Source organism: Paenibacillus kribbensis (assembly GCF_002240415.1).
GTDB lineage: Bacteria > Bacillota > Bacilli > Paenibacillales > Paenibacillaceae > Paenibacillus > Paenibacillus kribbensis.
In genome coordinates this window covers 2,615,109-2,629,467 of record NZ_CP020028.1, presented here as the reverse complement: position 1 = coordinate 2,629,467, position 14,359 = coordinate 2,615,109, and the positions used below count along the sequence as shown (strand labels likewise).

Annotated in this window: 12 protein-coding genes; 1 reads left to right on the top strand and 11 read right to left on the bottom strand. The window is 46.3% G+C overall.

Annotated elements, in window-relative coordinates; genetic code table 11:
* Window positions 1-119 precede the first annotated feature (119 nt).
* The 7 genes from B4V02_RS11885 to B4V02_RS11855 all read right to left on the bottom strand — a co-directional run bounded on the left by B4V02_RS11885 (window position 120) and on the right by B4V02_RS11855 (window position 8,198).
* Window positions 120-1,568 carry a potassium/proton antiporter gene (locus B4V02_RS11885; RefSeq protein WP_094154921.1) on the bottom strand — a complete coding sequence of 483 codons (1,449 nt, stop codon included), beginning with the start codon at window positions 1,566-1,568 and terminating at the stop codon, window positions 120-122.
* Between the two features lie 196 nt (window positions 1,569-1,764).
* On the bottom strand, window positions 1,765-3,153 hold the full coding sequence (fumC, locus tag B4V02_RS11880) for a class II fumarate hydratase (protein WP_094154920.1): 1,389 nt from the start codon (window positions 3,151-3,153) through the stop codon (window positions 1,765-1,767).
* A 160-nt stretch (window positions 3,154-3,313) separates the two neighbouring features.
* Window positions 3,314-4,858 (bottom strand): 2-isopropylmalate synthase, encoded by a 1,545-nt coding sequence (locus B4V02_RS11875; RefSeq protein ID WP_094154919.1) that lies wholly within the window; start codon window positions 4,856-4,858, stop codon window positions 3,314-3,316.
* Window positions 4,859-4,955: 97 nt separating this feature from the next.
* Entirely contained in the window at window positions 4,956-5,666 is a 711-nt protein-coding gene (locus B4V02_RS11870) for a FadR/GntR family transcriptional regulator (RefSeq protein ID WP_094154918.1), read from the bottom strand.
* Between the two features lie 143 nt (window positions 5,667-5,809).
* The gene (locus B4V02_RS11865; protein WP_094154917.1) at window positions 5,810-6,817 is read right to left on the bottom strand and encodes an aldose 1-epimerase; all 1,008 of its coding nucleotides are present in this window, start codon (window positions 6,815-6,817) and stop codon (window positions 5,810-5,812) included.
* A 137-nt stretch (window positions 6,818-6,954) separates the two neighbouring features.
* Entirely contained in the window at window positions 6,955-7,776 is an 822-nt protein-coding gene (locus tag B4V02_RS11860) for an MBL fold metallo-hydrolase (protein ID WP_094154916.1), read from the bottom strand.
* Between the two features lie 125 nt (window positions 7,777-7,901).
* Window positions 7,902-8,198, bottom strand: coding sequence for a hypothetical protein (locus B4V02_RS11855; RefSeq protein WP_007432450.1), 297 nt, complete (start codon window positions 8,196-8,198; stop codon window positions 7,902-7,904).
* 162 nt (window positions 8,199-8,360) lie between these two features.
* On the opposite strand from B4V02_RS11855, the gene B4V02_RS11850 reads away from it, so the two are divergent.
* Entirely contained in the window at window positions 8,361-9,593 is a 1,233-nt protein-coding gene (locus B4V02_RS11850) for an aminopeptidase (RefSeq protein ID WP_094154915.1), read from the top strand.
* A gap of 72 nt (window positions 9,594-9,665) precedes the next feature.
* Here the strand turns inward: B4V02_RS11850 and B4V02_RS11845 are convergent, their stop codons facing one another.
* The 4 genes from B4V02_RS11845 to B4V02_RS11830 all read right to left on the bottom strand — a co-directional run bounded on the left by B4V02_RS11845 (window position 9,666) and on the right by B4V02_RS11830 (window position 13,991).
* Window positions 9,666-10,157, bottom strand: coding sequence for a hypothetical protein (locus B4V02_RS11845; RefSeq protein WP_094154914.1), 492 nt, complete (start codon window positions 10,155-10,157; stop codon window positions 9,666-9,668).
* A 166-nt stretch (window positions 10,158-10,323) separates the two neighbouring features.
* Window positions 10,324-11,442: a glycerol dehydrogenase gene (locus B4V02_RS11840; protein ID WP_094154913.1), complete on the bottom strand. Its 1,119-nt coding sequence runs from the start codon at window positions 11,440-11,442 to the stop codon at window positions 10,324-10,326.
* A gap of 36 nt (window positions 11,443-11,478) precedes the next feature.
* A complete protein-coding gene (gene bioB / locus B4V02_RS11835) occupies window positions 11,479-12,486 on the bottom strand; it encodes a biotin synthase BioB (protein ID WP_094154912.1) in 1,008 nt (335 codons plus the stop codon).
* Between the two features lie 203 nt (window positions 12,487-12,689).
* Window positions 12,690-13,991: a hemolysin family protein gene (locus B4V02_RS11830; RefSeq protein WP_208618730.1), complete on the bottom strand. Its 1,302-nt coding sequence runs from the start codon at window positions 13,989-13,991 to the stop codon at window positions 12,690-12,692.
* Window positions 13,992-14,359 lie beyond the last annotated feature (368 nt).

The following is a 14,359-nucleotide window of genomic DNA, read 5'->3' as shown; positions in this document are numbered from 1 at the left end:
GCATCTATCGACAATATCATAATCTAATTTTGTAGAATGATAGTATCAATTTTTTAACAGATTCATCACGCTGTAAAATAGCACAACAAAAAAATCCTCCACACAAATGTGAAGGACCGTTATCGAAGCATGAACAATTCTTTCATCTGCTGTCGCTTGAGCTTGGGACTAAGCACATACAACGTGTCCCCCGGCTCAATCACAGTTGTGCCTCTTGGGGCGATAATTTGCTCGTTTCGAATAATGGCGGTGAATAAAATGTCATCCGGCAGCTGCATATCCTGAATCGCTCTGCCTGTAATTGACATTCCCTTTTGCACCTGAATATGATTGATTTCCGAAGTGGTTTTTCCCAGAGAAACCAACTCCAGCAATGAAGGGGACGACGTCTCGTTAGGGTCCATTAAGCCAAGCTTCACTGCCAGCCACGAAATGGTTGTACCTTGAATAATCGCAGAGGTAAGCACGACGAAAAATACAACATTAAAAAACATGGGCCCTACATCCATCTCATCCAGCAGAGGATAGGTGGCCAGTACAATAGGGACCGCTCCTCGTAGCCCTGCCCAGGATAACAGCGTCTTTTCGCGTACTGAGTACCTGGAAAAAAGCAAACTCAGGAAGACACCAATCGGGCGAGCTATCAGCATCAGGATAACGGAAAGCGCCAAACTTGGCCACGCAATGCCCAGCAGCTGATCCGGGAAAACCAGTAGTCCGAGCAAGACGAACATCATAATCTGCACCATCCAGGCGAAGCCATTGTTAAAATGAATAATGGACCGCTTGTAGGTCAAGTCGGAGTTACCCAGCACGATGGCCATAACATATACCGCCAGCAGCCCGCTTGCTTCCAGCAAGGAGGCCGCCGCATACGTCAAGACCGCAAAGGCCAGGGCCATCACGGGATACAGGCCGGATGACTCAAAATTCATTTTATTAATGGCGTATACGCCTAAGCGTCCAAGTGCAAAACCAATAACCAGACCAAAGCCCATTTCCCATAAAAACAATAAAATATGTATCCAAATGGATTGCTCAGGGTGATGGATCAGCTCAATCAACGTAACTGTAAGAAATACAGCCATCGGGTCATTGCTGCCGGATTCCGCTTCGAGCGTAGAGGTAATTCGTTTCTTGATATTTTTACCACCCAAAACGGAAAACACAGCCGCTGCATCCGTCGATCCCACAATAGCGCCGAACAGCATGGATTCCATCCAGCCTACGCCTAAAATAAACTTGGCACAGACGCCAACAACTACAGTCGTAATCATGACCCCCAGCGTTGATAATGACAACGCAGGTCGAATTACCGGCTTAATATCTGCAAACTTCGTCTGCATCCCGCCTTCAAACAAGATCACAATCAGTGCGAGAATACCCACCAGCTGCGTAATAAAGGCATTATCAAAATAAATAAACTGACTGAGCACCATGCCAACAGCAATAAACAAAACAAGTGCAGGCATACCGAAACGACTGGAAAACTTAGTGGTCAGAACACCGACCAGCAGTAAGCCGGACAGCAAAAGCACAATAAAATTAATTACGGTTGTTTGTTCCATACGGCTTCTCCTATCTTGAAAATAGATGTTCATTTTTCGCCTTCTATCTATATACCCTCAAATCATGCAGAATACTAATTTCTGATCAAAAAATGTTTAGAAATCGAAAAAATCCAGCTCACGATCTGTGCTAAAATAGCACTCCATGAGCTGGATGTATGTTTTTTATAGACTTAGCTGCGACACGCGTCGCGCTTTATGCTTTAGGCTGAATCATTTGAGCCGGTACGACATACTGGTCAAACTGTTCCTCGGTCAGCAGACCGCTACGAAGAGCCGCTTCTTTGAGAGACAGTCCCTCCGCGTGCGCAAGCTTGGCAATTTTGGCAGCATTCTCATATCCGATATATGGATTCAATGCCGTCACCAGCATCAGCGAATTGTTCAAATTGTGCTCAATTTTAGCGAGATCCGGCTCGATGCCGATCGCACAGTTATCATTAAACGCCACAATCGAATCGGCTAGCAGATTCACGGACTGCAGGAAATTATAAATAATAACCGGCTTAAACACGTTCAGCTCAAAATTACCCTGACTCGCAGCAAAGCCAATCGCTGCATCATTACCCATAACCTGCGTAACAACCATTGTCAGCGCCTCGCTCTGGGTCGGATTTACCTTGCCTGGCATGATCGAGCTGCCTGGCTCGTTCGCAGGAATCGTAATTTCACCCAAGCCGCTGCGTGGGCCACTTGCCAGCCAGCGGACATCATTGGCGATCTTCATCAGATCAGCGGCAAGCGCTTTGATTGCCCCGTGTACGGCTACAACCTCATCATGGCTGGTGAGTGCATGAAACTTATTCGGTGCAGAAGTGAACGTTTTGCCAGTGATGCTGGAAATTTCGGCAGAGGTTCGGGTACCGAACTCTGGATGGGCGTTAATACCTGTACCTACAGCAGTACCACCAATCGCCAGCTCCTTCATATATTGAACCGTGTCGATGATCATTCGCTTGCTCTTGTCCAGCATGGCAGTCCAGCCACTGATTTCCTGACCCAGTGTGAGCGGCGTTGCATCCTGTAGATGAGTACGTCCGATTTTAATAATATCCTTAAATTGCTCTGACTTCTGTTGGAAGGTTTCTTTCAGCTTGTCAATGGCAGGCAGCAAGCGCTCCTCAACTGCAATGACGCCTGCCACATGAAGCGCCGTGGGAAACGTATCATTTGAGCTTTGCGACATATTCACATCGTCATTGGGATGCAGCTTCGTATCTTTTCCCTGCTCTTGCAACCATTGGCTTCCCAGATGAGCAATGACTTCGTTCACATTCATATTGGACTGCGTACCGCTCCCCGTCTGCCATACAACTAGCGGGAAATGGTCATTAACTCGTCCAGCGAGAATTTCATCCGCTGCGTAAATAATGGCGTCCTGCTTTTCCTGTGACAGCTTGCCCAGCTTATAGTTGCTGATCGCTGCACTCTTTTTGAGCACCGCAAACGCCTGAATAACCTCTAATGGCATTTTCTCCGAACCAATCGGGAAATTTTCCTTGCTTCGCTGTGTTTGCGCGCCCCATAGACGGTCTGCCGGTACCTTGATTTCGCCCAACGTATCCTTTTCGATGCGGTAGTTCAATTCATTTCCTCCTCTTGGCTTATGTAATTCAGACAAAATATCGTGATCTTCTTTGCCTATTATACATTATATTTCAAATGATATCATTTATTTTGCAAGCGCTTTTTTACGATAAGATCGGAGGAGGAAAAGAATATCGACTACCAGCCTGATCTCTAAGTCAGCTAATGGTGATATTACCTCTGGCATAGACTTTTTTTCTGCCCAACAGCTTGTTCAGTGCATCGATATAGGCTTTAGCACTAGCTTCCAAAATATCTGTACTTGTACCTCTTCCTCGAGCCGTGTACTCTCCTTGCCTTAGAATGGCATGTACTTCCCCCTGTGCATCCTTGCCATACGTTACAGACTGGATTGAATAATCCTCCAACTCCACCTCTTCACCACTCGCCTTATCTATAGCGTTGAAAATAGCATCTACAGAACCGTTCCCCATCGCTACTTCATCAATTGCGGTTCCGTCTTGCTTACTCAACCGAATAGACGCTACCGGAACAGATTGATTGCCATAGGATACTTGAATGGAGTCCAGGGTGTAAATCCGTGGAGAGACATCGCGGCTTTCGTCCATCAGGACAAACAGATCTTCATCCAACACCTGTTTTTTCTTGTCGGTCAAGGCTTTGAATTTATGGAACGCCTCCTGAAGCTGCTCCTCTGTAAGAGCATCAAACCCCATGTCCGCCAGCTTTTCTTTAAACGCATGTCGACCCGAATGCTTGCCCAGCACAAGCTTGCTCGTCTTCACACCAATGCGCTCGGGCGAGACAATCTCGTACGTTGTACGCTCCTTAAGCATACCGTCCTGGTGGATACCGGACTCATGCGAGAAAGCATTGGCTCCAACGATGGCCTTGTTTCCGGGGACAGACATTCCTGTGCGTTTGCTTACCAGCCGACTGGTAGCATACAGCTCTTCCAGCACCAGACTTGTATGTGCCTGATATAGCTCTTTTCGGGTATCAAGCGCCAGTACAACCTCCTCAATCGGTGTATTTCCTGCCCGCTCACCGATGCCATTGATGGTCCCTTCAAATTGGTCTACACCGTTACGGATAGCCGCCAGTGTGTTGGCTGTAGCCATTCCAAGATCATCATGACAATGTGTGCTGAGCTGTATTTTTTCGATGCTATGCACTTGCTGTTTGACGACTCTGAACATTTCACCGAACTGATCGGGCGAGGCATATCCCACCGTATCCGGCAAATTGACGACTGTCGCCCCTGCGCGGATCGCCATATCCACGACCTCACAAATAAAGTCCAGCTCGGTACGACTGGCATCCTCCGCCGAAAATTCTACCTTGCTAAAATATTTGCGTCCATAACGAATGGCAGCGGCAGCGGTCTCTAATACCTTCTCCTTATCCATTCGCAGCTTATGTTGGCGGTGAATAGGTGAGGTGGCCAGGAACAAATGAAGACAGGCATCCTCGGCTCCCCGCAGCGCCTCTCTCACCGCATCAATATCCTGTTCTTTGGAGCGTGCAAAACCAACCAGTGTGGCCTGGGTAACCTGTTTGGCAATCTCCTGCATGCTGGATATCTCACCAGGCGAGGTAGCCGGAAAACCGGTCTCAATCCGATCTACGCCCAACTTTTGAAGCTGAAGGGCAATTTCCACCTTTTCTGTGCTGGTCAGGCTAACTCCCGGTGATTGTTCCCCATCTCTTAATGTTGTGTCCAACACCCATATTTTGCGCATACAGATACCACCTTTGCTTTAGTTTTAGGAGATGCTCAAAAAATAGTTTACAGAATATCTTATTCATCCGATCATCAGATGTTTAAGATTAAAAAAATTATGAACTAGCCATAAGCTTTTGCAGTTCCAGCTTGGTACCGTCCAAATGTTGAATGCTATACAGCTCAGCAGCCTTGCCATCCTGATCCCGGATCGCTTCATATATTTTCTCATGCTGTAATGTAAAATGGTTTGGCATTGCCGGATCGGTAACGAGATTGTTCAGCGCCTTTCGAATCGCCTCTACAAAGCTGCGATATACGTCTGTAAGCACTTTATTGCGTGTAGCCCCGGCAACAGCCAAGTGAAAAGTGATATCCGCATCCAGATACCCGTTCATATCTCCAGCGGCCAATGTCGCTGCACGACGGTCCAGTGCCTCCCGCATCAAACGTAAATCCTCGTCATTACGGCGTAAGGCAGCCAATCTGGCAATCTCTAGCTCCAATACACTTCGCACCTCATAAACCTCGATGATTTCAGCACGGCTTAGACGGTAATCCAATGGCTCCTGAGAGGTCGTCGGTTGGCAGACAAAGGTTCCATGTCCTTGTTTTTTCTCTAATAGACCGGCATGCACCAGAACGCTAACCGCTTCACGCACTGTGGATCGCCCAACCCCAAAGAGCTTCATGAGCTCAGGCTCTGTTGGAATCCTTGTACCTATGCTCCATTCACCAGCTGTTATTTTTCGTTGCAGCTGTTCAGCCACTTCATCAGCAATTTGCTTGCGTTTGACGGCTTGAAAAGGCACCATACCATCATTCATCTGATCATCTCCTGTTTCGTATCATACTATGACTGCTTCACATTTTGCAACTCATCACCTTCAGCTTTTCATCCATCCAAATAAAGCCTGCACCGTTAGACACGATGCAGACTTATCCGATACAGTAATGCTAGGATTTCGATTTATTTAGGTGTAACACAATACAGACGACTGGTTGTTTCAAAAATATGACCCGGCGCCAGTGCAATCAACCCGATGTCTTCCGCAGGCAAATCCGTACGATTCGGTGCATTGATCATGTTCATTTGCGGCTCAGGACAAATAAATTCCTTGTTCGCTTTGTTGTTCCAGATCATCCAATGCTTATAGGCTGTGCCTACATCATATACGAGGGTAGCACCTGTCTTGCTGTGTGACAGTTCCATGTAGTTGCGTCCATTTTGTGGAACTGCCGTGTAATGATTATCCATAGAAGCAAAATAAGGACTAACTCCCGTCGTCTTCAGCAATTCCTCTTCCGGCGATAAAGGCTGGAACTGTCCTGTAGCCAGCAACCGTTCCGTCAGCTCACGACGTTCACCGATCGTGACCTTAATCTTGTAGTCCTCAGGCGAGCTATCGGGTACGAACGGAACCCGAATCGCCGTGTGAAAGGCAAACAAGTTAGGAATCGGTTGATCACCCTCGTTATGGATCACATAACGCTGTTGTAGGCCAAATTCGTCCAGCGTGTACGTCAGCTTCATCGTGAAGGTAAACGGCAAGTATCGGAACATGGGATGCCCTTCCCTGACATGCTGATTCATTACCACATAGCTGCCCTGCTCCCCGGAGCCATAGTCCTCAACTTCCCACCGAACGGTGTGTAAAAAGCCGTGCAAATGATTATGGGTCTTCTCTTCATTAATCGGCAGCTCATATGTAACTCCATTCCACAGGAATTTCCCGTCCTCATACCGATTCGGAGGGTACAAAAAAGGAATTCCATAAACCGACGGGTTTTGTTTAAAAGCCCCTATGCTGTCGGCATCCGGCTCACGCAAAAAAGAATATCCCGTTTCATTGTCACGAAAAGAAATCAGATTCGCACCGTTTCCCGGCAAGGCTACCGCTTCATACCGCCCAAATTTAAGACGAATGGCGGGGATTCCGTAATAAAGATCACCAATTGCAGCATGCTGTTGTGTCATCAAAAATCCTCCTTGATGAAATGACGATGATTAATGAAAGCGTTTTGCTTTTGGCTTGACTATACCATGCTCAGCAAAAAAATTCCACGTCACCACAAAAAAACGATGCCCCGCAAAGCATCGCACTTCTCACATCATTACACATACCGTCCCTGTTTGGGTACCGCGATGCGCTCAAAATCTGCGGCCAGTCGCTCCAGCTGATTTCTCAGCTCCATTCCATGCATGGAATGACCGTGTCCTGTAACCGCAATTTCAGGCTTCAAACCAGCCAGCATTGCCACTGAGCGCTGCGCAGCCTGCCAATCTGTCGTAAAATATGCAGGCGGCCCGTGTATTTCTTTTTTCTGTGAAATTTCTTTTTCCTGTAAAATAACAGTCAGTGCCGCTTCCTGCTTCACCGTAATAAAAGCATCCCCAGCCACCAGCAGCCGTCTTCGCTCATGAAAAAGCGATACATGACCAGGTGTATGTCCTGGCGTATGCAGCCACTTCCAACCGGGAGCACCAGGGACACTGCCATCCTGAGGCAAGGGAGCAATGCGATCATCGAGATCTATAGCATCATTGGGGTACAGAAAAGAAATACCCGACAACAAACCTCCACCCACACCGGGATCAGGTTTCTGATAATCCTTCATTCCCGTCAAATAAGGCAATTCCAGCGGATGTGCATAAACAGGAGCCCCCCAATGCTGTACCAGCTCAATAACAGAGCCTACATGATCAAAATGACCATGAGTAAGCACAATAGCAATCGGAGGACCGGTAAACCGTTTCTCAGCCAGGCTTATAATCGAGTCTGTAAATCCCGTCATCCCCGTATCCACCAGCACCCAGGCTCGGCTTCCCGGCTCCCCGATAAAACACACATTTACAAACAGCGTCCGTAAGCTCAAGAGATCGGGAGCAGCCTCTTCATTTGCCGTCATTCCTTCGGTGAACAGATGATTTGCCAAAGCGTCACCCTCCTATTCACATGGAATTTCCTGTTATTATCGACCTATAGGCTTCCCCCATGTCAGCAGATTATGCGGACACTGCTAAATATAATCCGCTTGTCACGAAAATAGACCTGTTTACATTACTCGGGTAATTTGTTCCAAGCCGCATCCAGCAAATAATCGAACAAATCATCATTTTCTTCAATCCAGCTATCCATCTCCAGCATTTCTTCCTCTACCCGCGATTCCCCCGCAAAATGAAGACTGTAGTCCCATTCCTTCCCCTTTTTACTGTGGAAGGTAATCTCATATACAGACTGATGTCCATTTACTCCAAATACGACTTGGCCTAAATAAACACCGTTTTCATCTCTCGTCATCTGTGCCTGTTGAATATGTACTTCCTTCACTTCCTGAGGTGAATTTTGCTCTGTCATTCATTGATCCGCCCTTTCATTTTTACTAAAATGTACCAAAACTGATTTGAGAACCTTTTCGTTACATTGTACAATATATAAGCTATGTGTAGAATTTGCAAAAAAACTGTGCAAGCGACCCAAGCCTGTTTAAAGCTTTTTCGTGAAATGGAGGAAAGTAACATGTCAGATTTTCAACAAAAATTGCAAAAATATGCCGAATTAGCCGTTCGAGTGGGCGTCAATGTCCAGCCTGGACAGACCCTCATCGTTCATGCTCCCATCTTGTCCGCGGAACTCGTGCGACTGATTGTCAAATCAGCCTATACGCTCGGAGCGAAGCTGGTTAAAGTAAAATGGAGCGATGAGACCATCACCCGGCTACAGTATGAACTGGCTCCTGACGAAACGTTTAATATCCCCCCCAAATGGTATGCAGCCGAAATGACGGAAGAGGTCGAACATGGCGCGGCAGTCCTCCATGTTATTGCCGATAATCCCGATCTGCTTAAAGGCATCCCGTCCAGTCGAATCACGGCTGCACAGCGGGTGCGGTCACATGAATTACATCAATACCGTGAATATCAAATGGCTGACAAATTCAGTTGGTCACTAGTAGCTTACCCTTCTGTAGAGTGGGCAGCCAAAGTATTCCCAAATCTCCCTGCCTCCGAACAAATAGATAAGCTGTGGGAAGCCATTTTCAGCACTGTGCGTGTGGATCTGGACAACCCCGTGGAAGCTTGGAAAGAGCATTTGAAAACCCTTTCCAGCAAATCCGATATTTTAAACGCCAAACGCTATAAAAAGCTTCATTATTTAGCCCCAGGAACCGACCTCACCATCGAATTGGCCAAGGCTCACCTCTGGGTAGCTGCTGAAAGCGTCAATCAACAAGGACATACCTTCGTAGCCAACATGCCTACCGAAGAAGTATTTACAGCTCCACTTAAAACAGGAGTGAACGGCAAAGTCAGCAGTACCAAACCACTTAGCTACAGTGGCAATATTATCGACAACTTTTCGTTGACCTTTGAAAATGGACGCATTGTCGATGTACAGGCTGATACAGGTTTGGAGACTCTTCAGCATCTCGTAGAAATGGATGAAGGCTCCCACTACTTGGGAGAGGTTGCTCTCGTACCTCACAAGTCACCTATCTCTGACAAAAATATTTTGTTCTATAATACGTTGTTTGATGAAAATGCATCCAACCATCTGGCGATTGGCAATGCCTATGCATTTAACCTTAAAGGCGGCAAGGAAATGACTGCAGAGGAACTGGCAGCGAACGGTCTAAATTTCAGTCTGACGCATGTCGACTTTATGATTGGTTCAGCTGAAATGGACATTAATGGCGTTACCGAGGACGGTACTGAGGAACCTATCTTCCGTAAAGGAAATTGGGCGATCTAAAATGACAAAAGGCTCTCGCCGCTTCATGCGGGGGAGCCTTTTAACTTCTGAGCAGGTGATGTCACAAATATTTTATAGTGTATTAAGCCACTGATTTACAGCAATACCAAATACAATTTGTACCACGCTGATGATGAAGAAGACGATAAAGCAGCTTACGACTCCTCGTTTGGTGCTTTGATGCATGGATAAAGATGATTTCACATAAAACATACTGCCCAATATTCCTAAGCACACACCCAAGATTCCCGCAAATAGCCATCCAATAGCCAGGCTAAGTGTGACAAAAGCCCAGCTCCAGCCGGGAACTTTGCTCACAGGAACATAAGGTTGCTTGGACCCGAGATACACACCGTCCACGGCCAAATCCGCTTTGTTGCCGATAACCACAACATTCACAGCTTTATGATTCAATTTGATTGGAAAATCAATCAAATTCAAAAATGCATTCTGGCTTTTAACTCTTTGCTCGCTCCCATTCACAATAATCTTGCCGCCATTCAGGCTGCGCTTGTACTCAATACTATATTGAGTCCCGTTGTCTTCCACATTCCATTTTGCCATTGTTAAACTCCTCTCAAGTTTTAGGTAAGCCGTAGATGTACTTCCGGCATTTCCTGATTATGTATCAATAAAACCATAACATAAGTTACAAGTTAAATAATGGAAAAAAAGACCGCTTATCAGCGGCCTTTGCGTTCATTTATATTCTAAAAATTAGTTTTTTAGGTTAGTTCTTATATCCAATTTTAGCCTTATAAGCCTGTGAATACTGATCAGCAGCTAAAATCGCATCCAGTACATCATCCGCTGTAACGGCAAATGGCAGATTGTGAGCCGTTTCGCCTTCTTTCGTGGCTGCCTGAGCTACCCGGTACAAATCCTCGCGGGAAGCTTCCTTGAGCTTAACGTCTTCCAGCGTTACGGGCAGCTCCAGCTTTAGATAAAAGTCAATATATCGTTCCACCTCGGTCAGAGGTCTTTGCTCCAGGGCAAGCTGTACCAAGGTGCCAAAAGCTACCTTCTGACCGTGCGTCAGATGGTGGATGTCACCTTCCAGCACGGTAAAACCATTGTGAATCGCATGTGCGCCTGCCAAGCCACCGCTTTCAAAACCTAAACCGCTCAGTAGCGTATTGGCTTCCACCACCGCTTCCAGCGCAGGTGTGACGACTTTGCGCTTTACAGATTCGTAAGCCTGCAGTCCGTAATCGAAAAGAACCTCCTCGCACTTGGACGCAATGGCTTCGGCTGCCAAGGTTGGCAAACCGCCAGCCATCGTCGTTGCACGAGCTTCGATGACCGCACGGGCTTCAATCCACGTTGCCATGGCATCCGCAATACCTGAGGAGAGGAATAGTGGCGGCGCTTGGGAAATGACTTTCGTGTCGACCAGGATCAAACTTGGATTTTTACTAAAAAAGGAATACGTATCAAACGCACCTTCATCCGTGTACAAGACAGATAGCGCACTGGTCGGTGCATCCGTGGAAGCAGTCGTAGGAATAATCACAACTGAGGAACCGAGTAGTTCATTAACGGCTTTGGCGGTATCCAGCGTTTTGCCACCACCAACACCGATGACAATATCAACCTTACCGCTTCGTCCCTGATCAGCAATACGGTTCACTTCATTTTTGGACGCTTCTCCTTGAAATTCAACCTTAACCGCCGTAATCCCCGCCTGCTCCAGACTTTTGACTACCCGGTCAGCTGCGATGCCCCAAACCAGCTTATCTGCAATAACCAGAGCCGTATGACCTAATGGCTTGACATACTCACCCGTTTTATCAATCACGTTTTTCCCTTGCACATATTTACCTGGACTAATAAATACTTTTTCGCTCATCGTTCAACTCTCCTTTCAAGTTTTGTACAACTCTTATTATACGGCGGAAAGGGCGCATATCTCAATTTCAAACCCGAGATCTTCAATCATTTGATGATCAGCTGTGACCTCTTGCCCTTCTGTCGTCAAATAATCGCCTACAAAAATCGAATTAGCTGCATATAAAGATAGAGGCTGTAGTGAGCGTAAATTGAGCTCCCGTCCGCCAGCAACACGTATCTCTTTGGATGGACAAATGAACCGGAACAATGCCAGTACCTTTAACGCTCGGATTGGCGATACACGCTTTGCTCCTTCCAGTGGAGTTCCGGGAATCGGATTCAGAAAATTAACCGGAATCGAATCAGCATCAAGTTCCCGCAAGGCATAGGCCATGTCAACGATTTCCTCATTCGTTTCCCCCATACCGATAATAACGCCAGAGCATGGAGACATTCCGTGAGACTGAGCTATTTTAACGGTTTCGATCCGTTGATCGTATGTATGTGTAGTGGTAATGGACGGATAGTTGCTCTTACTCGTATTTAAATTATGGTTATAGCGATGTACGCCAGCCTCTGCCAGCCTCCGGGCCTGATCCTCCTTGAGAATCCCCAGGCAAGCACAAATTTTGAGCGGCAGCGTACTGGTAATCTCCTGCACAGCCTCAATCACCTGATCCAGCTCTCGATCCGTAGGGCCTTTGCCGGAGGCGACAATGCAGTACGTTCCCGCTTTCCGTGATATCGCTTCTCGCGCCCCGGCCAGCAGAGACTCCTTGTCCAGCATACTGTACTTGCTGACAGGCGCTGTGGAGACAATAGATTGTGAGCAATAGCCGCAATCCTCCGGACACAGGCCGCTTTTGGCGTTCATGATCATGTTAAGCTTAACCTTTTTACCGTAAAAATGATGCCGTACCCGGAACGCAGCTTGCATAATCGGCAATAGCTCCCCATCATCGGCTTCCAATATCGCAATGCCTTCCTTTTGTGACAATTTGCTGCCGTGGATCGCTTTATCTGCCAATGAGTACCAATCTAAACCTGCATTGAATAATTCCATACTTCATACCTCCATTATTTTGATCATGAAAAATAATAAAATGCTCAGGAACATTTAAATTCATTTTTTATTGTCAACTTATCGCATATTATTTAGGTTGACAATAACACGAACAATCATATCAATTCATATCCTATCTGTAAAGAAGGCAAATTAAAAAGCGACCCCATATCATTCAAGGTCGCTTCCAAGGTTTTATTCCATTATGAGACTCCTGCTTCCTCCACGATGACAGGCTGCTTTATCAGCCGAATACGTGAAATCCGCTTATTTTCAATTTCCTCAACAACAAACATACATCCTTCAAACACAACAGACTGACCCGGCTGTGGAGGAATAACCTCAACATGTGAGTATAGCCAGCCTCCTACCGTATCATAATCCTCATGATCGAGTTCCAGTCCAAAGCGATCGTTCACTTCATCAATTAATAACATACCGTCAATGGAAAATTCCTCGTCATTAATCTGCTCACAGCCAGGACGTTCCTGATCGAACTCATCCTGAATTTCACCCACGATTTCTTCCATAATGTCTTCCAGCGTTACCATCCCCGATGTTCCGCCATATTCATCAATCAAAATCGCAATTTGCGTCTTGCTGCGCTGTATGCGCTTAAGCAGGTCACTAATTTGTGTGGATTCAGGAACAGCCAAAATCGGTCGAATCATCGTACGGGTATCCAGTGTGTTCGCCCGCAGAAGGTCCTTAATGTGGATAAAGCCAATGATATGGTCCTTATCTTCGGCGCAGATTGGATAACGGGTTCTCATGCTTTCCGTCGCAATCCTGAGATTTTCCTCTCTGGACTCATTGCTGTACAAACAGATCATCTCGGTACGCGGAATCATAATTTCCCTGGCGGTCGTATCGGCAAAATCAAATATATTATCAACAAGCGCCAATTCCGTATTATCAATTAGTCCGCTCTTATTGCTTTCTTTCATCAGAATGCGTATTTCATCTCCCGTATGCGCGGAATCGTCATGTTCAGATACCGGCTCCATACGGAATAAACGCAACAGGCTGTTCGCCATTCCATTCAACACCCAGATGAACGGATACATCAGCTTGTAAAACCAAGTCATCAGCATGGCTGAATACAGCGTAATGGTTTCAGATTTACGAATCGCTATCGTCTTGGGCGCCAATTCACCCAGCACAATATGCAAAATCGTAATGACAATAAATGCAATGACCACGGCAGTTCCGTGCACATATACCGCACCCAATCCGGCGGCAGTAAATACAGGTTCGATCAAATGTGCGATGGCCGGCTCTCCGATCCACCCCAGTCCCAGCGATGCTAGTGTAATGCCCAACTGGCAGGCTGACAGATATGCATCCAAATTGCGTAGCATATTGGCAGCGTACACGGCCTTTTTGTTGCCCGCCTCCACCAATGTTTCAATACGGCTGCTTCTGACCTTGACCATGGCAAATTCCGCAGATACAAAAAAACCATTCAATAATACTAATGCAAAAACAATAATCAAGTTAAACATACTCGGTAAAGGGTCACTCAATATGCTCCCCATCAGCCGTCATTACGGCAGACAGGCGCACCTCCTTCGGATAATTTCATCATAGACAGAACGATAACACATCATAAGCAGCATCAACTTCCCAACACGTTCACTCCTTCCTGCTTCTAAAAGCATTTTTCCGCATGATTAAATAGATTTTTATCAGCTTATATTCAATTATATAACTATACTCTATACAGTCAAACCACAAGCAATGTCATAAAAATCAGTTTCCCCTGTTATTTAGGTCAAAAAGCTTCATTTTTCGCCTCTTACCACAAAGGAAGCAACTATATTTGAGAAAGATTATAAACAAAATACATCCCCTGCCTTCAGGCAGAGGATGC